This window comes from Aeromonas simiae, assembly GCF_000820125.1.
Classification (GTDB): Bacteria; Pseudomonadota; Gammaproteobacteria; order Enterobacterales; family Aeromonadaceae; genus Aeromonas; species Aeromonas simiae.
In genome coordinates, this window is sequence record NZ_CDBY01000079.1 from 19,052 (window position 1) to 41,862 (window position 22,811).

General features: G+C 61.7%; 20 protein-coding genes and 5 tRNA genes. 5 read left to right on the forward strand and 20 right to left on the reverse strand.

Going from position 1 to position 22,811, the window contains the following annotated elements; genetic code table 11:
- Position 1: 1 nt before the first annotated feature.
- From nusG to BN1134_RS16370, 7 genes are all read right to left on the reverse strand, one after another.
- Positions 2 to 553, reverse strand: coding sequence for a transcription termination/antitermination protein NusG (nusG, locus tag BN1134_RS16340; protein WP_042048515.1), 552 nt, complete (start codon positions 551 to 553; stop codon positions 2 to 4).
- A 9-nt stretch (positions 554 to 562) separates the two neighbouring features.
- Complete coding sequence (secE, locus tag BN1134_RS16345; RefSeq protein ID WP_042048518.1) at positions 563 to 946, reverse strand: preprotein translocase subunit SecE; 384 nt, start codon at positions 944 to 946, stop codon at positions 563 to 565.
- A gap of 60 nt (positions 947 to 1,006) precedes the next feature.
- A tRNA-Trp gene (locus tag BN1134_RS16350) sits at positions 1,007 to 1,083 on the reverse strand.
- Between the two features lie 52 nt (positions 1,084 to 1,135).
- Positions 1,136 to 2,320: an elongation factor Tu gene (tuf, locus tag BN1134_RS16355; RefSeq protein ID WP_042048519.1), complete on the reverse strand. Its 1,185-nt coding sequence runs from the start codon at positions 2,318 to 2,320 to the stop codon at positions 1,136 to 1,138.
- Between the two features lie 94 nt (positions 2,321 to 2,414).
- Positions 2,415 to 2,490 (reverse strand) — tRNA-Thr (locus BN1134_RS16360).
- A gap of 4 nt (positions 2,491 to 2,494) precedes the next feature.
- Positions 2,495 to 2,569, reverse strand: a tRNA-Gly gene (locus tag BN1134_RS16365).
- Positions 2,570 to 2,605: 36 nt separating this feature from the next.
- Positions 2,606 to 2,690, reverse strand: a tRNA-Tyr gene (locus BN1134_RS16370).
- A 255-nt stretch (positions 2,691 to 2,945) separates the two neighbouring features.
- On the opposite strand from BN1134_RS16370, the gene coaA reads away from it, so the two are divergent.
- A complete protein-coding gene (gene coaA / locus BN1134_RS16375) occupies positions 2,946 to 3,881 on the forward strand; it encodes a type I pantothenate kinase (protein WP_042048522.1) in 936 nt (311 codons plus the stop codon).
- An 89-nt stretch (positions 3,882 to 3,970) separates the two neighbouring features.
- Here the strand turns inward: coaA and BN1134_RS16380 are convergent, their stop codons facing one another.
- The 3 genes from BN1134_RS16380 to murB form a co-directional block, all read right to left on the reverse strand.
- Complete coding sequence (locus BN1134_RS16380; protein ID WP_042048523.1) at positions 3,971 to 5,293, reverse strand: Na+/H+ antiporter family protein; 1,323 nt, start codon at positions 5,291 to 5,293, stop codon at positions 3,971 to 3,973.
- Positions 5,294 to 5,444: 151 nt separating this feature from the next.
- Positions 5,445 to 6,407: a bifunctional biotin--[acetyl-CoA-carboxylase] ligase/biotin operon repressor BirA gene (gene birA, locus BN1134_RS16385; RefSeq protein ID WP_042048525.1), complete on the reverse strand. Its 963-nt coding sequence runs from the start codon at positions 6,405 to 6,407 to the stop codon at positions 5,445 to 5,447.
- Positions 6,404 to 7,441, reverse strand: a complete 1,038-nt coding sequence (murB, locus tag BN1134_RS16390) for a UDP-N-acetylmuramate dehydrogenase (RefSeq protein WP_042048527.1) — start codon at positions 7,439 to 7,441, stop codon at positions 6,404 to 6,406. Before murB ends, birA begins: the two co-directional genes overlap by 4 nt.
- 128 nt (positions 7,442 to 7,569) lie before the next feature.
- Here murB and BN1134_RS16395 point away from each other — a divergent pair, with 128 nt between their 5' ends.
- Together BN1134_RS16395 and BN1134_RS16400 are read left to right on the forward strand one after the other, a co-directional pair.
- On the forward strand, positions 7,570 to 8,223 hold the full coding sequence (locus BN1134_RS16395; RefSeq protein ID WP_042048529.1) for a potassium channel family protein: 654 nt from the start codon (positions 7,570 to 7,572) through the stop codon (positions 8,221 to 8,223).
- Positions 8,220 to 9,572 carry a TrkH family potassium uptake protein gene (locus BN1134_RS16400; RefSeq protein WP_042048530.1) on the forward strand — a complete coding sequence of 451 codons (1,353 nt, stop codon included), beginning with the start codon at positions 8,220 to 8,222 and terminating at the stop codon, positions 9,570 to 9,572. The genes BN1134_RS16395 and BN1134_RS16400 overlap by 4 nt, the downstream gene beginning before the upstream one ends.
- 41 nt (positions 9,573 to 9,613) lie before the next feature.
- On the opposite strand, the gene BN1134_RS16405 is transcribed toward BN1134_RS16400, so the two are convergent.
- The 3 genes from BN1134_RS16405 to BN1134_RS16415 form a co-directional block, all read right to left on the reverse strand.
- Positions 9,614 to 11,557: a DNA topoisomerase III gene (locus BN1134_RS16405; protein WP_042048532.1), complete on the reverse strand. Its 1,944-nt coding sequence runs from the start codon at positions 11,555 to 11,557 to the stop codon at positions 9,614 to 9,616.
- 68 nt (positions 11,558 to 11,625) lie between these two features.
- A complete protein-coding gene (locus BN1134_RS16410; protein WP_042048534.1) occupies positions 11,626 to 12,708 on the reverse strand; it encodes an endonuclease/exonuclease/phosphatase family protein in 1,083 nt (360 codons plus the stop codon).
- Positions 12,705 to 14,297 (reverse strand): GGDEF domain-containing protein, encoded by a 1,593-nt coding sequence (locus BN1134_RS16415; protein WP_052449522.1) that lies wholly within the window; start codon positions 14,295 to 14,297, stop codon positions 12,705 to 12,707. The genes BN1134_RS16410 and BN1134_RS16415 overlap by 4 nt, the downstream gene beginning before the upstream one ends.
- A gap of 147 nt (positions 14,298 to 14,444) precedes the next feature.
- Here BN1134_RS16415 and BN1134_RS16420 point away from each other — a divergent pair, with 147 nt between their 5' ends.
- Positions 14,445 to 15,335, forward strand: coding sequence for a DMT family transporter (locus BN1134_RS16420; RefSeq protein ID WP_042048535.1), 891 nt, complete (start codon positions 14,445 to 14,447; stop codon positions 15,333 to 15,335).
- 40 nt (positions 15,336 to 15,375) lie between these two features.
- On the opposite strand, the gene BN1134_RS16425 is transcribed toward BN1134_RS16420, so the two are convergent.
- The 6 genes from BN1134_RS16425 to arcA all read right to left on the reverse strand — a co-directional run bounded on the left by BN1134_RS16425 (position 15,376) and on the right by arcA (position 21,349).
- Positions 15,376 to 16,233, reverse strand: coding sequence for an AraC family transcriptional regulator (locus BN1134_RS16425; protein ID WP_042048536.1), 858 nt, complete (start codon positions 16,231 to 16,233; stop codon positions 15,376 to 15,378).
- Positions 16,230 to 16,379, reverse strand: coding sequence for a hypothetical protein (locus BN1134_RS19785; RefSeq protein ID WP_156991838.1), 150 nt, complete (start codon positions 16,377 to 16,379; stop codon positions 16,230 to 16,232). The genes BN1134_RS16425 and BN1134_RS19785 overlap by 4 nt, the downstream gene beginning before the upstream one ends.
- Before the next feature lie 176 nt (positions 16,380 to 16,555).
- Positions 16,556 to 17,959: a YfcC family protein gene (locus BN1134_RS16430; protein ID WP_042048537.1), complete on the reverse strand. Its 1,404-nt coding sequence runs from the start codon at positions 17,957 to 17,959 to the stop codon at positions 16,556 to 16,558.
- A gap of 122 nt (positions 17,960 to 18,081) precedes the next feature.
- Positions 18,082 to 19,086 carry an ornithine carbamoyltransferase gene (argF, locus tag BN1134_RS16435; RefSeq protein ID WP_042048539.1) on the reverse strand — a complete coding sequence of 335 codons (1,005 nt, stop codon included), beginning with the start codon at positions 19,084 to 19,086 and terminating at the stop codon, positions 18,082 to 18,084.
- 50 nt (positions 19,087 to 19,136) lie between these two features.
- Positions 19,137 to 20,063 (reverse strand): carbamate kinase, encoded by a 927-nt coding sequence (arcC, locus tag BN1134_RS16440; RefSeq protein ID WP_042048540.1) that lies wholly within the window; start codon positions 20,061 to 20,063, stop codon positions 19,137 to 19,139.
- 65 nt (positions 20,064 to 20,128) lie between these two features.
- Positions 20,129 to 21,349 (reverse strand): arginine deiminase, encoded by a 1,221-nt coding sequence (gene arcA, locus BN1134_RS16445; protein ID WP_042048541.1) that lies wholly within the window; start codon positions 21,347 to 21,349, stop codon positions 20,129 to 20,131.
- Between the two features lie 736 nt (positions 21,350 to 22,085).
- Here arcA and BN1134_RS19790 point away from each other — a divergent pair.
- Positions 22,086 to 22,253 (forward strand): hypothetical protein, encoded by a 168-nt coding sequence (locus BN1134_RS19790; protein WP_156991839.1) that lies wholly within the window; start codon positions 22,086 to 22,088, stop codon positions 22,251 to 22,253.
- Between the two features lie 446 nt (positions 22,254 to 22,699).
- Here the strand turns inward: BN1134_RS19790 and BN1134_RS16450 are convergent.
- A tRNA-Asp gene (locus BN1134_RS16450) sits at positions 22,700 to 22,776 on the reverse strand.
- Positions 22,777 to 22,811: the final 35 nt, after the last annotated feature.

A 22,811-nucleotide genomic window follows, 5' to 3' on the forward strand; every position in this document is an offset into this window, starting at 1 on the left:
ATCAGGCCTTCTCGACCTGACTGAAGTCCAGCTCCACCGGGGTGGAACGACCGAAGATCAGCACAGAAACCTTCAGACGGCTCTTCTCGTAGTCGACTTCCTCGACGACACCGTTGAAATCGGCAAACGGGCCATCGGCCACACGCACCATTTCACCCGGCTCAAACAGGGTCTTCGGCTTCGGCTTGTCATGAGCATCTTGCAGACGGTTCAGGATGGCATCGGCTTCCTTATCGGAAATCGGGGCCGGACGGTCTGAAGTGCCGCCGATGAAGCCCATGACGCGCGGAACACTGCGCACCAAGTGCCAGGAGGTTTCGTCCATGGTCATCTGCACCAGAACATAGCCTGGGAAAAACTTGCGCTCACTCTTGCGCTTTTGGCCGGCACGCATCTCGACCACTTCTTCGGTCGGAACCAGTACCTCACCGAATTTATCTTCCATGCCGTGCATCTTGATATACTCGCGCAGCGACTTGGCAACCCGGCCTTCATAGCCAGAGAATGCCTGCACGACATACCATCTCATACGTTGTTCACGTTGCTCAGTCATGGTTTTTCCTTACACACCGGTAATCAAGTTGACCAGCCAGACCAAGGCTCCGTCCAGAACGAACAGCAGCAAGCCCATCACAGCAGTCACTGCCAGCACGATCAGGGTTGTCTGAATGGCTTCCTGGCGAGTCGGCCATACGACCTTGCGGACTTCCAGGCGGGATTCACGGGCAAAAGCCAGCGTGGCCTTCCCCTTGGTGGTCTGCAATGCAAGTACGCCGGCGACGGCGATGGCGACAACTACGCCGAGAACACGGACCAGAGTGTGTACCTCTTTGAAGTACTCACCTACGGCCCAGTTCCCTGCAACTACGGCTGCCAGGATGATGAAAACCAGGCCCCAAAGCAGGGTATCCTTGCTTCCGCCCTGGCTCTCAGGATTCACATTCATACAACCTACCTGTATCTGACGTTATCAAAGACACAAAAGCCCCGCACTTGGCGAGGTATATGGCAGGGGCGGAGGGACTCGAACCCCCAACCATCGGTTTTGGAGACCGCTGTTCTACCAATTCGAACTACGCCCCTGCATAAGAAAGCCCCTATTATAGGGGCTTTCATTATTCATTGTAAGCCTTGATTATTCGATAACCTTGGCAACAACGCCGGCGCCAACAGTACGGCCACCTTCACGGATTGCGAAGCGCAGACCGTCGTCCATCGCGATCGGGCAGATCAGGGTAACAACCATCTTGATGTTGTCGCCCGGCATCACCATCTCTACGCCTTCCGGCAGTTCGATGGTGCCAGTCACGTCGGTGGTACGGAAGTAGAACTGCGGACGGTAGCCCTTGAAGAACGGGGTGTGACGGCCACCTTCGTCCTTGGACAGTACGTACACTTCGGATTCGAACTTGGTGTGCGGAGTGATGGTACCCGGCTTGGCCAGTACCTGACCACGCTCTACGTCTTCACGCTTCACGCCACGCAGCAGCGCACCGATGTTCTCGCCTGCACGACCTTCGTCCAGCAGCTTACGGAACATTTCTACACCGGTACAGGTGGTCTTGGTGGTGTCCTTGATGCCGACGATCTCGACTTCTTCACCTACCTTCACGATACCACGCTCTACACGACCGGTTACTACGGTACCACGGCCTGCGATGGAGAATACGTCTTCGATCGGCATCAGGAACGGCATGTCGATGGCACGCTCCGGCTCCGGGATGTATGCATCCAGGTGGCCTGCCAGCTCGATGATCTTCTCTTCCCACTGGGCGTCGCCTTCCAGTGCCTTCAGAGCAGAACCACGTACTACCGGCAGGTCGTCGCCCGGGAAGTCGTACTCGTTCAGCAGCTCACGCACTTCCATTTCTACCAGCTCGAGCAGCTCTTCATCATCAACCATGTCGCACTTGTTCATGAACACGATGATGTACGGAACACCTACCTGACGACCCAGCAGGATGTGCTCACGGGTCTGCGGCATCGGGCCGTCAGTCGCTGCAACTACCAGGATCGCGCCGTCCATCTGGGCAGCACCGGTGATCATGTTCTTAACGTAGTCGGCGTGACCCGGGCAATCTACGTGGGCGTAGTGACGGGTCGGGGTGTCGTATTCTACGTGGGAGGTGTTGATGGTGATACCACGCTCACGCTCTTCCGGGGCCTTGTCGATCTGGTCGAAGGCGAAGGCCTTACCACCGTAGTGCTTGGCCAGCACGTTGGTGATGGCGGCGGTCAGGGTGGTCTTACCGTGGTCAACGTGGCCGATGGTACCCACGTTAACGTGCGGTTTATTACGCTCAAATTTCTCTTTAGACATGATCGTCCCTCTAAACTAACGCTGAGTACGCGGTGGCAAGCTAACCACAGAACAGTTTATTACATGCGGATGAAATCGGTGAGATAGAGAGAGGTGGTGCTGATAGGCAGAATCGAACTGCCGACCTCATCCTTACCAAGGATGCGCTCTACCGACTGAGCTATATCAGCATCTTGGAGCGGGCAGCGGGAATCGAACCCGCATCATCAGCTTGGAAGGCTGAGGTAATAGCCATTATACGATGCCCGCACTTCTCTAACCCAGATAACTCAAACCGCAGAGAAATGGTGGAGGGAGAAGGATTCGAACCTTCGAAGGCAGAGCCGTCAGATTTACAGTCTGATCCCTTTGGCCACTCGGGAACCCCTCCGGTCACTTCAGCGTCGCAACGGCATTTGTGCTTGCACCCGTTGCTCTGCCGCTTTTTCATACAAAAAAGACGGCCGACATCTAAAGCGTCGCGCATTTTATTGTAACCCTCGGGGGGATGCAACACCTGTAGCCCTGAATCGCCCGCCAGCCGCTGTCTTGCGCGATTTTGGAGGCTGACTGGCCGCGCTTTTTCTTGTGGCGTCCCTCGCCCATGGTGTAAGGTCGCCCTGCCCGATTACCTATCGATGACATCATGACAACAGACCACAACCCCTACCTGCAATTCAGCCGCGAGCAGTGGTCGCTCCTGCGCGACGCCGTACCCTTGACGCTGACCGAGCAGGATCTGCAAACACTGCGTGGCATCAATGAGCGGGTTTCGTTGCATGAAGTCGAGACCATCTATCTGCCCCTGTCGCGCCTGCTCAACCTCTATATCAAGGCCAAGCAGCGCCGTAGCAGAGTGCTGGAGCAGTTTCTTGGCCAGACCCGTGGCCGCATCCCCTATGTCATCAGCATCGCGGGCAGCGTCGCTGGCGGCAAGAGCACCACGGCGCGGATCCTGCAAGCTCTGCTGGAACGCTGGCCAGAGCATCCCAAGGTTGAGCTCATCACCACCGATGGCTTCCTCTACCCTAACCAGGTGCTGGAAGAGCGCGGTCTGATGCATCGCAAGGGCTTCCCCGAGTCATACGACATCCGACAGCTGGTCGAGTTCGTCGCCAATATCCGCGCAGGTCACGAGCGGGTCGAGGCCCCCGTCTACTCCCACCTCGTCTATGACATAGTCCCGGATGAGAAGAAGGTGGTCGAGCAGCCGGATATCCTGATCTTGGAGGGGCTCAATGTGCTGCAAAGCGGCATCGACTCCCTGCACCCGCACCGGGTCTTCGTCTCCGACTTCGTCGACTTCTCCATCTATGTGGATGCCGAGACCGATCTGCTGCGAACCTGGTACATCGAGCGCTTCCTCAAGTTCCGCAGCGGCGCCTTCGCCGATCCTGACTCCTACTTCCACCACTACGCCCAGCTGCGTGAAGAGGAGGCAGTGGCCATCGCCAGCAACATCTGGCAGGACATCAACTACCGCAATCTGGTTGAGAACATACTGCCGACCCGCGAACGCGCCAACCTGATCCTGACCAAGGGACCGGAACACGCGGTGGAGCAGGTCAAGCTGCGCAAGTAAGCACTCGCATCAGGAATAAAAAAAGGTGGCCATTGGCCACCTTTTTTTGCGCTCGACACCTGCCAAACAGGCGATAGTCGCGTCCTGGATTACAGCACCATGGCCGCCACCCAACCAAAGCCCAGCAAGGGAATGTTGTAGTGGATGAAGGTCGGCACCACGCTGTCCCAGATGTGATCATGCTGGCCGTCGGCGTTGAGGCCTGAGGTCGGGCCCAGCGTCGAGTCGGAAGCCGGTGAGCCCGCATCCCCCAGCGCGCCGGCGGCGCCGACCAGAGACATGGTGGCCAGCGGCGAGAAGCCGAGGTGGATGCACAGCGGCACATAGATGGTGGCGATGATGGGCACGGTGGAGAAAGAGGAGCCAATCCCCATGGTGATGAGCAGCCCCACCAGCAGCATCATGAAGGCGGCGATCCCCTTGTGCCCCTCCATCATTCCGCTGACGGCCTGCACCAGGGTGTCGACCCCGTGGGTGGCCTTCATCACGGCGGCAAAGCCGGCGGCGGAGATCATGATGAAGCCGATGAGCGACATCATGCGCACCCCCTGGGTAAAGGCATCCTGACTCTCGCGAAACGGAATAACGCCGCCCAGCGTGAAAATCACGAAACCGGCCAGAGCCCCCAACACAATGCTGTCGGTGGTCAATTGCAGGCCGAGCGCCACCGCGATGGCCAGCAGTGCCACCCAGATGTGCTTCAGGTTGAGCTCGGTGCTCTCCGGCTCGGCCGCTAGGATCTGAGCCACGTCATACTGGCGCGGCTTGCGATAGGTGATAAAGACCGCCACCAGCAGACCGAGGAACATGCCCGCCACCGGGATTGCCATCGCCAGCGACAACTGGCCCGACGCGACCGGCACGCCGTTGTCGATCAGGTTCTTGGCCAGGATGTTGTTGAGGAAGATGCCACCAAAGCCCACCGGCAACAGCATATAGGTCGCGGTCAGGCCGAAGGTGATGACACAGGCCACCAGGCGGCGGTCGATCTGCATCTGGGCCATCACGTGCAACAACGGCGGGATCAGGATCGGGATGAAGGCGATGTGCACCGGGATCAGGTTCTGCGAGGAGATAGAGACCAGCAGCACGGCGGTCAGCAGCAGCGCCTTGACCCACATGATCCGGTTAGGGCTGGCCTCCTTGCCGAGCTGGTCGATCACCTTGCGCGCCAGCAGATCGGTGATGCCGGAGCGGGAGATGGCAACGGCAAACGCCCCCAGCATGGCATAGGAGAGGGCGATCTCGGCGCCGCCCCCCAGCCCACCGCTAAAAGCGGAGAGCGTATCGGAGAGGGAGAGCCCCCCCACCAAGCCACCGACGATGGCACCGATACTCAGTGACACCACGACATTGATTCGCAGCAGGCTGAGCACCAGCATCAGGCTGACCGCGATAACCACAGGGTTCATTGCACTTCCTTTTTTATCTTTGGGACGCTGTCTGTCGAAAAAGGCGTCTAAATTGGCCAATTACATGATGAATGTCTAGAAAAATCTGGCCCGCACTATGGCGGGCCGAGGGTGATGCTGAAAATATGGAATAAACGGCTACGTGTGGCGCTCATACCGGGCGCAGCGACAGCTCACCACCGAAGAAGACCTGGATCCCCTCCTCCGTTTCCAGGCGCAGGGCGCCCCGTTCATCGACCCCGCGGGCGATGCCACGGATCTCCTGATCGCCCATCAGCAGCCGCACTGGACGCCCCTGGAAACTGTCGAGCTGGTTCCAGCGCGCCACGAAGGCCCCCAGCCCATCCTGCTCGAAACGCAGCATCGCCCGCTGCAATCCCCCAGCGACCCGGGCTGCCAGCAGGTTGCGATCGACCGGCTCGCTGCGCACCTGGCGCAGCTCGGCCCAGGCCTGATCGATCTTGTCGGCCTCGGCCTGCGGCATCGCCAGATTGACCCCCACACCGACCACCACGTGACAAAGACTGCCGGCGCTCCCGCTCATCTCAACCAGGATGCCGGCCAGCTTGCGCCCCTGATAGTAGAGATCGTTGGGCCACTTGAGCTGCACCCCGTGATAACCCAGCTCTTCCAGGGCGTCGACCACCGCCACCCCGATCGCCAGACTGAGCCCCATCACGGCGGCCATCCCCAACTCCAGCCGCCAGTAGAGGCTGACAATGAGCTGACAGCCGAACGGTGAGACCCACAACTTGCCACGGCGGCCACGGCCAGCGCTCTGGCACTCGGCCAGACAGAGGGTGCCCGAATCGAGCCTATCAACCCGCTCCAGCAGATACTGGTTGGTGGAGTCGATCACCGGGAAGACGTGAACCGGCGCCAGCGGCAACTGCTGCTGCAACCACTCCCGATCGTAGAGCGCCAGCGGCAGGGCAAGGCGGTGGCCGCGACCGGTCAGGCTGTAGATGTCGAGGCCCAGGGTCTTGAGCGCGGCCACATGCTTGCTCACCGCCGCCCGGCTGATGCCGAGCCGCTCACCGAGCTGCTCACCGGAGTGGAATTCACCATCAGCCAGGATCTCAAGCAGCGCCTGGCGCACCGGTGTCAACGTCATGCCATCACCTCATCGAGCGTGGTTTCCCCGGTGGCCCCCATGAAGCGCACCTCATGCTCCAGCCGCACCCCGAAGCGCGCCCCCACCGTATCGCGCACATGGGCCGCCAGGGTGAGCAGCTCGTGGGCGCTTGCCCCGCCACAGTTCACCAGCACCAGCGCCTGCTCCTGATGCACTGCCGCCTGGCCGATGCTAAACCCCTTGAGCCCGCACTGCTCGATGAGCCAGCCGGCGGCCAGCTTGACCTGCCCTTCGCCAGCCGGGTAGCTCGGCATGGTGGGGTAGTCGCTTCGTAGCCGCTCGGCCAGCGCCGTCGGCACCACGGGGTTTTTGAAGAAGCTGCCGGCGTTGCCGAGCCGCGCCGGATCCGGCAGCTTGGCCATGCGGGTGGCACACACGGTATCGAAGATGGCCTGGGGCGTCGGCTGCTCACCGAGGGCGGCCAGCGGCCCGTAGCCACGCACCGGTTGCCACGCCTTGGGCAGGCGCAGCCCCACTGCGGTGATGAGGTGACTCTCCTGATACTCATGCTTGAAGATGCTGTCGCGATAGCCGAAGCGGCAGTCGGCTGCGGCTATCCGCTCGGACTCCCCATCGGCCCAGCGCAGGGTATCCACGTAGGCACAAAAACGCGCCAGCTCGACCCCGTAGGCACCGATGTTCTGCACCGGCGCGGCCCCCACGCAGCCGGGGATCAGCGCCAGATTCTCCAGCCCCGGCATGCCTTGCTCCAGGGCGTGGCACACCAGATGGTGCCAGTTCTCACCGGCCGCCACGTGCAGCAGCCAGCTCTCCCCCTCATCGGTCACCGTGATGCCGCGCAGACGGTTAAGCAGCACCAGCCCGGCAAAGTCGCAGGTAAACAGCACATTGCTGCCCCCGCCCAGCACCAGCCTGGGGAGCCCGGCCCAACGCGGGTCGCAGCGCAAGGCGGCGAACTCGTCGGGCTGCTCCAGCGTGACCAGCCAGTCGGCGCGGGCCGCCAGACCCAGGGTGTTGAGATCGTTCAAAGGGGCATGGGGGAGCAGTTTCATGGGCGTCGTCCAACAACAGAGTGGCGCCAAGTCTACCTCAATTGATTGGTCACGGAAAAATTGCCTCCACTTCTCCCCCGTGGTCGGCTGGATTAGAGTATCTCCTTCCCATTGAGCAGGAATCCCCCATGAACAGCCAATTTGCCGTGATCGGTCTGGGTCTGTTTGGCAGCGCCCTGTGTGAGGAGCTGGATCGTCAGGATGCCCAGGTGCTGGCCATCGATATCGACGAGACCAAGACCCGCCAGGTCGCGACCTTCTGCAGCCACACCATCGTCGCCGACGCCAGTGACGAGGCCACCGTGGCCGAACTCGGCCTGACCGACTATGACATCGTCTTCGTCGCCATCGGCGACAGCCTGGAGACCAGCATCCTCATCACCCTGATCCTCAAGGAGGCCGGCGTGAAGAAGGTGTGGGTCAAGGCACGCGACAAGTTCCACGCCAAGATCCTGCAAAAAGTGGGTGCCGACAAGGTGATCAACCCGGAGTGGGACATGGGGCGCCGGGTAGCCCAGAGCATGCTCGACAACCGGCTGTTCGACTACCTCGAGCTGGGCCACAACATGGTGCTAACCGAGTTCGTCATCGGCTTGCAGCAAAATGGCCGCACCCTGGGGGATCTGCACCTGCTGCAACAAAGCGAGTTCCAGCTGCTCGCCATCAAGCGCGGCGAGACCTTGCATAACGTGCTGACCGGCAAGATGGAGATGCAGCTCGGCGACATCCTGATCCTGGCTGGCAACAAGCACGCCATCGATCACTGGCTGGATACCCTATGACCCGCTGGCGCAGCAGTTTCGCCTTCCGCCTGCAACAGGACGAGTCACGCTGGAGCGAGGCCAAGCTGATCCTCAACAGCTTCCTCTCGATCCTGCTGGTCGGCACCCTGTTCCTGATGCAGCCCTCCAGCCACAACGGCTCGCTCACCTTCATCGACGCCCTGTTCACCGCCACCTCGGCCATCAGCGTGACCGGGCTCGGCGTGGTCGACACCGGCACCGTCTTCACCCTGCAAGGGCAGATCATCCTGATCCTGCTGATGGAGATTGGCGGGCTCGGCCAGATGACCATGACGGTGCTGCTGCTGGCGCTGCTGAGCAAGCGGGTCAGCCTGCGCCAGCAGGTGCTGGCCAAGGAGGCGCTGGGCCAGGAGGGGAGCATCGACATAGTGCGGCTGGTCAAGCGCATCATACTGTTTGCCCTGATCGCCCAGCTCATCGGCACCGCCCTGATGGGCATTCGCTGGGTGCCTGAGATGGGCTGGGGGCATGGCCTCTATGTCAGCTTCTTCCATGCGGCGTCGGCCTTCAACAACGCCGGCTTCTCCCTGTTTGCCAACAACCTGATGGACTATCGCGACGACGCCTTGATCAGCCTGACCATAGCCGGGCTGCTGATCCTCGGAGGCATAGGGTTTACGGTGATCGTCGACGTGGTGCGCCGGCGCCACTGGCGCCGCTTCAAGCTGCACACCAAGTTGATGCTGGTCGGCACGCCGGTGCTACTGCTGGTCGGCACCCTGATCTTCTGGCTGCTCGAGCACGGCAACCGGGGCACCCTGGGGGGCGCCACCTTCGGCCACCAGATGCTGGCCGCCTTCTTCCACTCGGCCAGCGCCCGCACCGCCGGCTTCAACACGGTCGACATCGGCCACTTCACCCCGGCCGCCCTACTGTTCCTGATGGCGCTGATGTTCATCGGCGCCGGCACCTCCTCCACCGGTGGGGGGATCAAGGTGACCACCTTCGCCGTGGTGGTGCTGGCGACCCGCGCCTTCCTCACCAAGCAACCCCACGTCACCGCCTTCGGCCGCAGTGTCTCGTCCCAGGTGGTGACCCGCTCGCTGGCCATCATCATCGTCAGCGCCATGGTGCTGTTTCTGGCCATGTTCCTGCTGATGATGACCGAGTCGCTGCCGTTCGACAAAATCATGTTCGAGGTGGTCTCGGCCTTCGCCACCGTGGGACTGTCGACCGGCATCACTACCGCCCTGAGCGAGCCGGGCAAGCTGATCCTGGTGCTGGTGATGATCTGCGGCCGTCTCGGCCCGCTCACCCTCGCCTTCATGCTGGCCCGGCCGGTCGAGACCCGCATCCGCTACCCGGAAGAGAACGTCTATACCGGCTGAGGCCAGATGCAAGCAGGGAGGCCAAGGCCCCCCTGCTTCGCTTATGCCGACGTGGCGGCGGTTGGTCGTTTCCCCCCCGCGCCCGCCTTCCCCTTGCGCCGGGTGAAACGGCGCTTGGGCGCTTCGTTCTTGGGCAAGGCTCGAAAGCCGGCGCCATCGCTGTGGCGGGCGTCGTCGATGAGTTGGCGCAGCTGCACCTCGAGCGGCCCCATGAAGTGCTGGTAGCTCTCCTGGCGCTCGCCGATGCGCCCGAGCGCCTGCTCCCACAGGGCGGTCATGTCGGGTCGGCTGGCACTCTCGGGCAGGGCGTTGATGAGGGCGTGGCCGGTCGGGGTCGCCTTGATGCTCTTGCCCTGGCGGGCCAGAAAACGGCGCTTGAACAGCAGCTCTATGATGCCGGCCCGGGTCGCCTCGGTGCCGAGGCCATCGGTGTCGCGCAAGGTCTTGCGGATCTCCGGATCCTGCACGTAGCGGCCGATACCGGTCATGGCGGCAAGCAGGGTGGCGTCGGTGAAGGATTTGGGCGGCTGGGTCATCTTTTCGAGCAGTTCGCCGCGCTCGCACTGCACCGCCTCCCCCTCGCGCAAGGCCGGCAGGGTGCCTGCCGTCTCCTCGTCATCGTCCTCTTCCACCCCGAGCAGGCTCTTCCAGCCCGCCTTGAGGATGCGCCGCGCCTTGGCCTCGAACAGACCGCCCTGAATACGCACCAGCACCTTGCTGTCGTTGTACTCGAACGGCGGGTAGAACTGCATCAGGTACTGGCGGGCCACCAGGGCATAAAGCTTGGCCTCGTCACCGGAGAGGCTGCCAGGGTTGCCCCCCTTCTCGGTCGGGATGATGGCGTGGTGGGCGTCCACCTTGCTGTCGTTCCACGCCTTGCTGCGCAGCCGGCCATCGGCCTGCTCCACCGCCGCCGCCAACTGGGGCGCCGTGCTGGCGATCGCCTGGCGCACTCGCTCGGCGCGGCCATAGTGCTCCACCGGCAGGTGTCGGCTGTCGGAGCGCGGATAGGTGATGAGCTTGTGGCGCTCGTAGAGGGCCTGACAGACGTCGAGCACCCGCTTGGCGTCCATGCCAAAGCGCTTGGCGGCGTCGATTTGTAGGCTGGAGAGGTTGTAGGGAAGCGGCGGCGCCTGCTGCTTGGCCTTCTCGTCGACGGCCTCAACCTGACCACTCTGGCCCTGAATGCGGGTCACCACGTTCTCGGCCAGCTTGCGGCTGAGCACCCGCCCCTCCTCGTCCTGCCACGGCTGACACGCCTCGGAGGGGAGCCACTTGGCCGTGAACGGCTCGCCCGCCGCGCTGCGCAGGTGGGCCAGCACCTCGAAGAAGGGCTTGGGCACGAAGGCGGCAATCTCCTGATCCCGGCGCACCACCAGCCCGAGCAGCGGGGTCTGCACTCTGCCGACCGAGAGCAGCTGATCGCAGCCGGCCTTGCGCCCGACCAGGGTGTAGGCGCGGGTCATGTTGATGCCGTAGAGCCAGTCAGCACGGGTGCGTGCCAGGGCCGACACCGCCAGCGGCACGAAGTCGCGGTTGTCGCGCAGCTGCTCCACCGCCCGGCGTACCGCCGGCGGGTTCATGTCGCTGATGAGGCAGCGGCGCACCGGCTTGCCCTTGGGGTAGCCGAGGTAGTCGATCACCTCGTCCACCAGCAGCTGCCCCTCCCGATCCGGGTCACCGGCATTGACCACTTCATCGGCCTGCTTGATGAGCCGACGCAGCACCGCCAACTGCCCCTTGGTCTTGACCTTGGGATTGAGCTGCCAGCGTTCGGGCACGATCGGCAGGTGCTCCATGCGCCACTGCTTGAAGGCGGCGTCGTAGGCATCTGGCTCGGCCTGCTCGAGCAAGTGGCCGATGCACCAGCTCACCACGTCTCCCTGGGCGGTTTCGATGTAGCCCTCCCCCTTCTTGTGGGGCTTGGGCAGCACGTCGGCGATGGCACGCCCCAGGCTGGGTTTCTCGGCGATGAAGAGTCGCATGGATGAAGATACCGAAGTGGCTGTATATAAACACAGTATAGGGATTTCGCTCGCGTCGGCCAAGCCGCTCACAGCGCGATGTCGACCCACACCAGCCGGTGATCGGAGGAGGCATCGCTCCCCCGCGTGGTGGCAAACAGGGGCCCGAGCGGAGTGTGCGCCGCCTCCCAGCAGACACCGGCGCCCAGCGGGGTCAGCTCGCGCGAAGGCAGCACATAGTCGAGCCGCAGCCCCTGCCTGTGAGTCCAGCAGGCAGGATCGCCCTGGTGGCCGGGGCGCCGCCCACCCCATGCCAGCCCCCCTGCCGAGCGTGGCAATGCCACCCCTTCCCGGCTGGCGGGGTGCAGGCGCGGGTGCGCCAGCAGGCGACGGATCCGCTCATGATCCCCATCCCCATCACAGGGATCGGCGTTGAAATCCCCCAGCAGTACGAAGGCCTCTCCCTCGGCCAGCCCCCCCGCTTGCCCGGCGTCATCCACCAGATAGCCGGCATCGTCCAGGTAGTCGTGAAACAAGCGCAGCTCATCGCTGTTGCGCGCCAGATTGTGCGGCTGGAACACTGGGGGGGTCGGGTGCATGGCTAGCAGATGCAGCCGGCGCCCGTCGATGCACACCGGCACATCGATGTGATTTTTGGAGGAGAGCCGCAGCAGGCTGCGCGCCGGTTCGGGCAGGGAGGGCGGCAATGCGGCGCCGGGCACCTCGCACCAGCGCAAATGCCGGAAGCTGCGCAGTGCCGCCACCTCGATTGGGAAGCGCGACAGCAACAACATGCCGTACTGGCCGTGGAATTGGCCGAAGCCGTGGCAATCCTGCGGCGCCGTGATACGGCCATCCCCGTCGAGATCGCAGGGCAGCCGCTCCCCGGTATTGGTGGGGATGAGCAGGGCGTGCGGGTAGTCGATGGGGGCTCCGCCCCCCTCGGTGGCGGCCAGGAAGCGCTGCCGGAAAGCATCGACCGCGCCATAGTCGCGCCCCTCGCCGTCATGGTCGAACTCACACAGCAACAGGATATCGGGGCGCACCCGCCGGATGATCTCGGCCACTCTGGCCACCTGTGGCGCCGCCTGCCCCGCCAGCTCGCGGGCCAGCGCACCAAGCGCGGGGCGATCGAACGCCACATTGAAACTGGCCACCCGCAGCCTCGTCATGCGGGGGCCCCCTGCACCCGCTCCGCCTGCGGCGGCTCGCTGGTGATGCGGTTCTTGCCGCCGTGCTTGGAGGCATAAACCAGCTCGTCTACCCGCTGGAGGCAACTCTCGACACTCCCCCCCTGCACTCGCACCAAGCCACCGCTCAGGGTCACCATCAGCCCTGGCTCACGCCAGTGCAGCAGCTCCACTTCGAGGCGCAGATCGTCGAGCAGCTCGTGGGCCAGCACCGAGTCCTGCACCAGCAGGATCACCACCAGCTCTTCGCCGCCATAGCGGCAGAACCAGCCATGCTGGCCAAACAGGGCCTGCCCGGTCTGGGCCACCCGGCGCAGCACTATGTCGCCCGTGTTGTGGCCGAAGGTGTCATTGATGCACTTGAAGTCATCGAGATCGACCATGCCGAGATAGAAGGGGATGGATCGCTCAAGCAGACTGGCCAGTTGCCGATCGAAATAGCGCCGGTTATAGAGGCCGGTCAGGGCATCCAGATCCGCCTGCAAGCGGGCCGTTCGATAGTCGGCGCCCACGGCGGCCAACTCGGCATAGACATGGCTGAATTCGCGCAGCCGCTCACCCGGTACTGCGCCACTCGGGGTGCGCGCGGCCTGCACCAGACGACGCAACTCGTCGGCCATGCGCCGCAGATCCCGTGACCAGAGCAGGGCCACCACCAGATAGAGCAGGCAAGCGAGGCCGATCATCAGCAACAGGTTCTGCTGGGCTTGGGCCATGGCGGCCCGGATGCGCGATTCGGGCATGACGCTGATCAGCACCCAGTTGGCGTGAGAGAGGCGGTGATAGGCGACATAGAGGTGTGACGCCTCATCGAGGAAGGCCCCCGACTCACCGCTTAGCCGTGGCAACCAGGCCGGATGATCCATGTTATGCAGCAGGCGGGAGGTATCCGGCGTCGCGATCAGCGCCCCCTTCGCATCGACGATGAGCTGGTAGCTGCCGGCGGGCTCCCCCCCTTGCATCACACCGGAGAGATGGTTCAGCACCAGATCGGCGGCAAACACCCCTTGCAGCCGCCGTTCTTCATCATGCACCGCCCGGGACACCGTCATCATCAGCTCGCCGTTGGCATAGTCGTAATAGGGCTCGCTCCACACCACCTGCTGCGGCGTGGCGATGGCCAGTTTGTACCAGGGGCGCTGGCGCGGATCGAAACGCGCATCGGGTTGCCAGGCGGGGGTGACGAAGAGACGGCGTGACTCGGTGCCAAGGTAGACGGCCCGCAGATCCCCGCGCAGTTGCAGGAAGTGCTGCCAATCGTGAACGTAGTGGGTGAGACGCGGGGAGGAGATGCCCTGAAAGTGGCGGATATCGAGGTCATCGAAGATGAGATCGAATTGACGCTCCAGCTCGCTCAGATAGGGTTCGACATAGACGGAGCGCAGCTTGCGGTTCTCCTCCTGCAAATCTTGCTTGATCCGCTGCTCGAGCACGCTGCCAAGATGCAGGTAGTAGAGGCCGCCCAGCAGCAATACCGGCAGAAAGAGCAACAGCACGGCCCAGCGCATGCGGCTGACCAGTGACCAGGAGCCCGGTTGTTCCTGCGAATGATCCAACTGCTCGCGCTGCACGGCAACCCCTTGTCCCTGTCGATACGACTGAGCCTGAGCATATCAGCAGCCTGCCCGGGCCACCACATCACGCCTTCCTTCCCCCTGTTCAGATCGGGTAAGCTGCCTCAAGGCGCCAGCGGGCGCCCTCTCTTCATGGACGAAACGATGCAATCGAATCTGATGCTGCTGCTGGCTGCGGCCATCTGGGGCATGGGCTTTGTCGCCCAGCGCCTCGGCATGGATCACATGGGCCCTTACACCTTCAACGGCCTGCGCTTCCTGCTTGGGGCCCTCTCCCTGCTGCCCCTCATCCTCTGGCTGCGAACCCGTCAGCAGACCGGCACCTCACGCGAACTGCTCAAAGGGGGCCTCATCGCCGGCGGCGTGTTGTTTGCCGCCGCCTCCTTGCAACAGGTGGGGCTGCTCTATACCACGGCGGCCAAGGCCGGCTTCATCACCGGTTTCTACATCATCATAGTGCCGCTGCTCGGGCTGGCTCTGCGCCATAAGACCGGGCTCAACACCTGGATTGGCGGTGCCGTCGCCCTGGCCGGCCTCTACCTGCTGAGCGTCACCGAGGATTTCACCATGAACCTCGGCGACCTGCTGCAAGTCGTGGGGGCCCTGTTCTGGGCCATCCACCTATTGCTGCTGGATCACTACTCGAGCCGGGTGGCGCCGATCCGGCTGGCCGCCGTGCAATTTGTGGTGTGCGGCCTGCTCAGCCTGGCCGTGGCCTTCACCATCGAGGTGCCGAGTATGGCGGGCGCCGTGGCCGGCTGGCAGGCACTGCTTTATGCCGGTCTGGTCTCGGTCGGGGTGGGGTATACCTTGCAGGTGCTTGGTCAGCGCGAGGCACACCCCGCCCATGCCGCCATCATCCTCAGCCTCGAAACGGTGTTCGCCGCCATCGGCGGGGTGCTGCTGCTCGGTGAACACCTGGATAGCCGAGCCATGGCCGGCTGTAGCCTGATGCTGGCCGGCATGCTCATCTCTCAAGTACACCTGCGCTGGTGGTGGAAATCGCGCCGCGATCGGGTCGCCAACGCCAAATAAGACGAGGCGCCCTGTGGCGCCTCGCTCTTTTTGGGCAGGCCTAGCGCACGCTGGAGCAGAAACTCACGTCGTCGCGCAGCGGATCCTGACTCACGCTGTGGTAGAGCTCAAAGCAGGGGCCATCACCCAACTCCAGCCCGGCCGCGACGATCTCGCCGATATGCTCCTGCCAGCGCGGCCCGTACTGAGTGCGATCGGTGATGAGGTAACGCGACTGGGCATAGCGCCCGCCGGGAATGCGCTGGAGTTCCACCTCTCCTTCCCCCTGAGTGTCGGCAGGGACACTGATGCAGATATCGGTGCGGCACTGCTCCGGCGGTGTCACCTCAGGGCTGTCATGGTAGATAAAGATCCACTCCCCGCCCGTCAGACCACGCGCCGAGGCCCACTGGTGCAGCCGGCCACAAACGGCGTCATACCCAACACCATACGGGCCGGTCACCCGGATATAGGCCAGGGTGCGCGCCTCCATCTCAACGGTTTTCATGGCATTGCTCCTTGCTGATGAGTGGCCTTCAGCATAAGGGAGCAGCCCCTCCCAGACGTGTCCCTCCTTGCTCTCTTGGTGTCCAATCTTGCGCTTGTCACGACGAAACGCCCCCGGCGTACCGCCATAGTGGCGGCGAAATGCCTTGGCAAACGCTTGGGAACTGGCAAAACCGGCTGTGAGCGCGATCGTCGTGACGCTGGCATCGCTATAGCAGAGCTGCCAAGCCGCCCGCTGCATGCGTAACCGCCGGCACATCTCCCCCGGCGCCTCACCCGCCACGGCGGTAAAGACGCGGTGAAAATGGTAAAGCGAGAGGCAGGCTCGCCGCGCCAGCTCATCGAGCGACTGATCCGGGTTCTGCTCGAGCGAGCGCAGTACCGGCAGCAGGCGCTCACGGTAGTCGATCATGGGCGCCGCCCCGCTATGTCGATGGCGCTCACCCGCCCGCCATGGCACCGGCCATCACCGCAAGCCACCGCCGCCAAGCCACTCCAGCGATAAGGTGCCAGCGCGGCGGCATCCTGCGCCCGGGCAGGGCGAGTCGTGATCGTCATAGCGCCTCCTTAGCAAGGCCCCATCATGCCGTAAACGGCCCCGCCGGACACCCCTCAAACCGTCATTGTCACATGGTCTGGGGATGAGCCTTTCAGCACCGGCCGCAACAGTAGCGGCAATCCCAGACAAAACAACCGGAGCCATGGGCTCCGGTTGTCGCTGTCTAAGACGCGGCTTAGAACATGGCTCCGATACTCAAGGTAAGCATGATCAGCACCGTCAGGATGCCGAGCAGCGGGGCCACCCACTTGAGCCAGCGCACATAGGGAACCCGGGCGATGGCCAGCCCCCCCATGACCACGGCGGAGGTCGGGGTCACTAGGTTGACGATGCCGGAGGCAGACTGGTAAGCGGTGACCACCAGATCGCGACCCACGTTGGCGAAGTCGGCCAGCGGTGCCATGATCGGCATGGTCAGCACCGCCAGACCAGAGGAAGAGGGCACCAGGAACGAGAGCACCACTTCCAGCCAGTACATCACGTTGATGAAGACCACGGTGGAGAGACCGGTCACCATCCCTTCGGCGCCGTGCAAAATGGTGTGGGTGATCATCCCCTTGTCCATGATGACCACGATGCCGCGGGCAATCCCGATGATGAGGGCCACCCCGAGCAGGTCACGGGCACCGTCGATGAAGTTGGAGGTGAGCTGCTCTTCGCTCATGCGGGCGATGAGGCCGACGATGATGGCCGCCGCCAGGAACACGCCGGAGATCTGCGCCATCCACCAACCGAGTACCGCCACCCCGTAAATCATCACCGCGAAGGCACCGGCGAAGATGGCCAGCACTATCTTGCGGGTGGTGGTGAACTCGAGCATCTCCTGGCCCTTGTTGCCGAGGAAGTGGGCCTTGTTCTCTTCCATCTTGTCGGCCACCAGGGAGCGGCTCGGGTCCTGACGCACCATCTTGGCATAGCGCATCACATAGCCCACGCAGATCACCCAGCCGATGACCAGCATGACGACCCGCAGCCAGATGCCGTCGGTGAAGGGGATGCCGGCGGCGTTGGCGGCAATCACGGTAGCAAACGGGTTGATGGTAGAGCCGAGGGTTCCGATCCCGGCGCCGAGCAGCACGGTGGCAGCCGCCACGACCGGGTCGAAGCGAGCGGCCATCATCACCGGCACCAGCAGGGTGTAGAAGGGCAGCGACTCTTCGGCCATGCCGTAGATGGTGCCGCCGGCGGCAAACAAGGACATCAGGATGGGGATCATCCACTCCTCGCGGCCACGCAGGCGGTCGGTGACACGCTCGATGCCGGCATCGATGGCGCCGGTCTTGGTGACGATGCCGAGGAAGCCACCGATGATCAGAATGAACAGGGCGACGTCGATGGCACCGGCTTCATAGGTTTCGTGGTTGTAGAGGCCATCGACCGGGGCCAGCAGCACGTCGACCAGCCCCTGCGGGTTGGAGTCGACCTGCTTGTAGGTGCCGGCCACCGGGACTTCTTTACCGAGGGCCTGGTTCATGGTCATTTCGTATTTACCGGCCGGCACCACCCAGCTCAGGGCGGCCACCAGGGCGATCAACACGAACAATATGGTATAGGCTGACGGGAACTTGAATTTAGTCATGATTCAGCGTCCTTCTGTGTGGTAGTCCATGGGGCAGCCTTTATAGGTAGGGATTAGAGGTAAGATGCCGCCTGCTCATGGGGAAAAACCGGGGGTTGCCCCCCGGCACCACTACGGCGACCTTAGTCGCCCAGCGTAGCAACCATCACTGCCTTGATGGTGTGCATCCGGTTTTCGGCCTCGTCGAATACGATGCTGTGTTTGGATTCAAACACGTCCTCGGTGACTTCCAGCCCCTTCATGCCATATTTGTCGGCCACTTCCTTGCCCATGGTGGTCTCGTCGTTGTGGAACGCCGGCAGGCAGTGCATGAACTTCACATCCGGGTTCTTGGTGGCGTTGACCACATCCATGTTGACCTGATACGGGGTCATCAGCTTCACCCGTTGATCCCAGGCCTCTTTCGCTTCGCCCATGGAGACCCAGACATCGGTGTAGAGGAAGTCGACACCTAGCACCCCCTCTTTGACATTCTCGGTCAGGGTGATACGGGCGCCGGTCTCTTCGGCGATGAGTTGGCACTGTGCCACCAGTTCCTCTTCCGGCCAGAACGCCTTGGGCGCGACCAGGCGGATATCCATGCCCATCTTGGCGGCGCCGACCATCAGGGAGTTACCCATGTTGTTGCGGGCATCCCCCAGGTAGGCGAACTTGATCTGCTCCAGGCGCTTGCCCTTGCCGTGCTCCAGCATGGTCATGAAGTCGGCCAGGATCTGGGTCGGGTGGAACTCGTTGGTCAGGCCGTTCCACACCGGTACGCCGGCGTGGGCCCCCAGCTCTTCAACGATCTCCTGGCCGTAGCCGCGATACTCGATACCGTCATACATGCGGCCGAGGACGCGGGCGGTGTCCTTCATCGACTCCTTGTGACCGATCTGGGAGCCGCTCGGGCCGAGGTAGGAGACCTGAGCCCCCTGGTCAAAGGCCGCCACTTCAAACGCGCAGCGGGTGCGGGTGGAGGTTTTCTCGAAGATCAGCGCGATGTTCTTGCCGACCAGGTGCTTACGCTCGTAGCCACCGTACTTGGCCTTCTTCAGATCGATCGCCAGATCGATCATGTATTGGATCTCGCGCGGGGTGAAGTCGAGCAGTTTCAGGAAGTTACGGTTACGCAGGTTGTAGGCCATGATGTTTTCTCTCTTATATCTGGTTCAGACCAATGGGCAGTAGGGTGTGACTACGCTGTTACGTTTTCCTTGGCGACGATGTTGGTGCCGGCTTCTCCCCTGAGGATGGCCAGACCATCTTCCAGAGAGCCGATCCCGACCATGCCGCCGGTGGCTTTCACAAATTCGCAGGAGGCGTCGATCTTCGGCCCCATGGAGCCGGCATCGAACGGCACCTCGGCCAGCGCGGCTGGCGTGGTGATACGCAGCGGGCGCTGAGTCGGCTTGCCCCAATCTAAGTAGACGGCGTCGGCATCGGTCAGGATCAGCAGGGCGTCAGCCTTGATCTGCTTGGCCAGGTAGGCGGCAGACATGTCCTTGTCGATGACTGCCTCAATCCCGTTCAGGCGCTCGCCATCCCAGGTCACCGGAATACCACCGCCACCGGTGCAGATGATGAGGTGGCCCTGGGCAATCAGGGTTTCGATGGCGTCACCTTCGACGATGCGCTGGGGCAGCGGTGAGGGGACCACGCGGCGGAAGAACTTGCCATCCGCCTTAACCGACCAGTGCTTCTCCTCGGCCAGGGCACGGGCTTCCGCCTCTTCATAGACGGGGCCGATAAACTTGGTCGGGTTGGCGAAGGCCGGGTCCTGAGGGTCGACCTGCACCTGGGTCAGCAGGGCGGTGACGTTGCGGCTCGGCATCAGGTTCTTGAGCTCCTGGATCAGCATGTAACCGATCATGCCCTGGGACTCGGCACCCAGCACATCCAGGGGATAGGGAGAGACCTTGGTGTAGGCACTGTTTTGCAATGCCAGCAGACCGACCTGCGGGCCATTACCGTGCACCAGCACCACGTTGTAATCTTCGGCAATACGGGCAATGGTCTTGGCGGCGATGGCGATGTTGCGGCGCTGAATGTCGGCTTCGAGCGGCTCACCGCGACGGAGCAGGGCATTGCCACCAAGGGCGACAACGACTGTCGGTTTCTTCATGATTCGACTCTCTTGTTATTGGTTCCTACCTGGGTGCCCGCAAGCAGGCACCCGGTTTTTCAGTCTCAAATACCGTCGCGCTCCATCGGGCAACTCATGCAGCGAGCCCCGCCGCGACCGCGACCCAGTTCGTTCCCCGAGATGGAGAGCACCTTGATACCGGCCTTGTCGTACTTCTCGTTGGTGTAGGTATTGCCTTCGTAGCCGACCACCACCCCAGGACGCACGGTCAGTACGTTGTTGGCGTCATTCCACTGCTCACGCTCGGCCTCGAAGCTGTCACCGCCCGTGGTGATGAGCTTGAGCTGATCGACACCCAGCGCTTTTTCGATGGCGTTGACGAAGTAGCCCTCTTCCTTGACCCGCATACCGGTGTTGCCGTCCGGCGTGAGGGACCAGCACTTGACGTCCTTGCGGATCACTTCCGGGTAGACCGAGAAGGTGTCTATATCCATGTGGGTCATGACGGTGTCGAGGTGCATGCAACTGCGATGCTTCGGCAACTCCATCGCGATGACCTGCTTGGCCTGGCCGCTTTGGAACAGTCCGCGAGCCAGATGCTCAACCCCTTGCGGTGTGGTGCGCTCGGACATGCCGATGAGTACGGCGCCACGGCCGATGACCAGTACGTCACCCCCTTCGATGGTGGAGTTGTCGTAGTCCTTCAGCTCGTCACCGAAGTACTTGATGAACTCCTGACCGGCGAACATGGGATGCCAGCGATAGATAGCGCGCACATTATTGGTCTCGCGCCGGCGGGCGGCCTTGGCCATGGGGTTGATGGAGACACCGCCGTACACCCAGCAGGAGGTATCACGGGTAAAGAGGTGGTTGGGCAGCGGCTCGATGATGAAATCGGTCGGGGCATGCATACCGGCAACCATGTTGACGCCGCTGTAGGGCATCTCGCCGTAGGTCAGGCCACCGGAGAGGATGCGGGCCATTTCGCGGTGCGGCAGATCGGCCAGGTAGCAGCGCACGTCATTAGCGAACGAAGGACCGAGGCGATAATCGGAGATCTGGTTTTCCAGCAGCCACGCCTTGGCTTCCGGCACGTCCAGGGTCTCGGTCAGCAGATTGGTGAGCAGGAACACTTCCACCCCCTGGTCACGCAACACCTGGGCAAACTTGTCGTGCTCCTGACCGGCGCGCTCGACGGACAATACGTCATCAAACAGCAGATCCTGGCAGTTGGAAGGAGTGAGTCGTTTCAAGCTGAGGTTGGGACGATGCAGCATGACACGGCGCAGTTGGCCAACTTCAGATCCGACGTAGAATTTACTCATGGTGATATTCCGTCCTAGCAGTGGTCCTTGCGAGTGAATGAATAGATTCCTTCTATTCAAGCTCGTGGCTATGGCGGGATATATCGTATGTAGGGTATTTGGCTTGTGTTCTATCCTGCCTTCGCCTTTCGAAATGAAGGTTAGGACTAATACCCACCCATAAAATAGAGATAGATCACATTCACTCTGGAATGAATAAAACGCCCCTTTATTCTTTGAAGGGGCTAGCAAATATAAGCTTTTTCACGACAGCCGTAATGATTAAAAATACATTTTTTCATGGGAATCTTTCTTTCATGCACGCAGGAAAATTCACATTCACCTGTAGCCAACGAATATGATTTAAAAATAAACTCTTTCATATCAGCATGATGCGTTAAAAGCATCATGTTAATATAGATATCATTCACCAAATATGAATATTCATACCTTATCCGCTGATAGCCATACGAGATAAATAGTCATCCCGTACTGAAATGGTGAATAAAAATATTATTGCTTCAGATCAATGAAAACGCTGCCAGCCATATTTCAAGCACTACAGAAAGGGGGGATACACAAGATAGAAATAGATGGTTATTCACTCCTCAGGCATCATTCTCTACCCAAGAACTCCCCCTAAAGTAGCAAGTCGGAATGAGGCTTTTTTCACCTCTAAAATTTGCATACCGCCCTTGCTGCCTCCTTCTGCTGAGCGTTAACTGAAACGTGACACACATCACAAAGGAGAATGACCATGAGACCAATCCTGCTTGCCCTGATGGTGATGGTATCCTGGGTCCCCCAGGTTCATGCCGACGGAGCTCCTGCTATGCCCCTCAAGCTTTGCCAGATGGATCAGGCACAACCTCAACTGGTGCCCGAATATCAGTGCCTGTGGCATGAAATGAGTAAGAAGGGTTAAACGAAGAGGAGGGCTGGCCCTCCTCGTCATTTAGTTGTTGGTGGCACTGCGTGTGGCGTCAGCTCACCCAGTCGAGAGAACCGCAACTGAGATGATGTCAGAGCAGATCTGAGCCCTGCTGCGAGATAAATGACCGCACATGCCCAGCACAAAAAAGCCCGCCCTCACGGTGAGCTTCGATTGCGATGGCGCATCCAGGCATCTGATACATTCAAGCGCGCCGCTACCCCTCGAACCAAACGAAAAAAGCCCAGTCGCTCGACTGGGCTGCTCTTGCGTGACGGGGTGACTGCCGCGCGAATGGCAGAGGGTGAAACACAGGGCTGAGGGGCGGTATCCGAAGGTAGAGGCTATAGCGACCCTCTTCCGTCGTCCGGCGATTCAGCGATAAATGCCCCATGCAAAAGCAAAAAGGCCTTCCCGTCTGGGAAGGCCTTCGAAAATAGTGGCGGAGCGGACGGGACTCGAACCCGCGACCCCCGGCGTGACAGGCCGGTATTCTAACCGACTGAACTACCGCTCCGCATTCGGTTAGCTTATTAGCTAAATCATCTGCCG

Excerpts from the sequence above, each read along its gene's own strand:
- nusG (WP_042048515.1), bottom strand. The coding sequence starts at position 553 with ATGACTGAGCAACGTGAACAACGTATGAGATGGTATGTCGTGCAGGCA.
- secE (WP_042048518.1), bottom strand. The coding sequence starts at position 946 with ATGAATGTGAATCCTGAGAGCCAGGGCGGAAGCAAGGATACCCTGCTT.
- tuf (WP_042048519.1), bottom strand. The coding sequence starts at position 2,320 with ATGTCTAAAGAGAAATTTGAGCGTAATAAACCGCACGTTAACGTGGGT.
- coaA (WP_042048522.1), top strand. The coding sequence starts at position 2,946 with ATGACAACAGACCACAACCCCTACCTGCAATTCAGCCGCGAGCAGTGG.
- BN1134_RS16380 (WP_042048523.1), bottom strand. The coding sequence starts at position 5,293 with ATGAACCCTGTGGTTATCGCGGTCAGCCTGATGCTGGTGCTCAGCCTG.
- birA (WP_042048525.1), bottom strand. The coding sequence starts at position 6,407 with ATGACGTTGACACCGGTGCGCCAGGCGCTGCTTGAGATCCTGGCTGAT.
- murB (WP_042048527.1), bottom strand. The coding sequence starts at position 7,441 with ATGAAACTGCTCCCCCATGCCCCTTTGAACGATCTCAACACCCTGGGT.
- BN1134_RS16395 (WP_042048529.1), top strand. The coding sequence starts at position 7,570 with ATGAACAGCCAATTTGCCGTGATCGGTCTGGGTCTGTTTGGCAGCGCC.
- BN1134_RS16400 (WP_042048530.1), top strand. The coding sequence starts at position 8,220 with ATGACCCGCTGGCGCAGCAGTTTCGCCTTCCGCCTGCAACAGGACGAG.
- BN1134_RS16405 (WP_042048532.1), bottom strand. The coding sequence starts at position 11,557 with ATGCGACTCTTCATCGCCGAGAAACCCAGCCTGGGGCGTGCCATCGCC.
- BN1134_RS16410 (WP_042048534.1), bottom strand. The coding sequence starts at position 12,708 with ATGACGAGGCTGCGGGTGGCCAGTTTCAATGTGGCGTTCGATCGCCCC.
- BN1134_RS16420 (WP_042048535.1), top strand. The coding sequence starts at position 14,445 with ATGCAATCGAATCTGATGCTGCTGCTGGCTGCGGCCATCTGGGGCATG.
- BN1134_RS16425 (WP_042048536.1), bottom strand. The coding sequence starts at position 16,233 with ATGATCGACTACCGTGAGCGCCTGCTGCCGGTACTGCGCTCGCTCGAG.
- BN1134_RS19785 (WP_156991838.1), bottom strand. The coding sequence starts at position 16,379 with ATGACGATCACGACTCGCCCTGCCCGGGCGCAGGATGCCGCCGCGCTG.
- BN1134_RS16430 (WP_042048537.1), bottom strand. The coding sequence starts at position 17,959 with ATGACTAAATTCAAGTTCCCGTCAGCCTATACCATATTGTTCGTGTTG.
- argF (WP_042048539.1), bottom strand. The coding sequence starts at position 19,086 with ATGGCCTACAACCTGCGTAACCGTAACTTCCTGAAACTGCTCGACTTC.
- arcC (WP_042048540.1), bottom strand. The coding sequence starts at position 20,063 with ATGAAGAAACCGACAGTCGTTGTCGCCCTTGGTGGCAATGCCCTGCTC.
- arcA (WP_042048541.1), bottom strand. The coding sequence starts at position 21,349 with ATGAGTAAATTCTACGTCGGATCTGAAGTTGGCCAACTGCGCCGTGTC.
- BN1134_RS19790 (WP_156991839.1), top strand. The coding sequence starts at position 22,086 with ATGAGACCAATCCTGCTTGCCCTGATGGTGATGGTATCCTGGGTCCCC.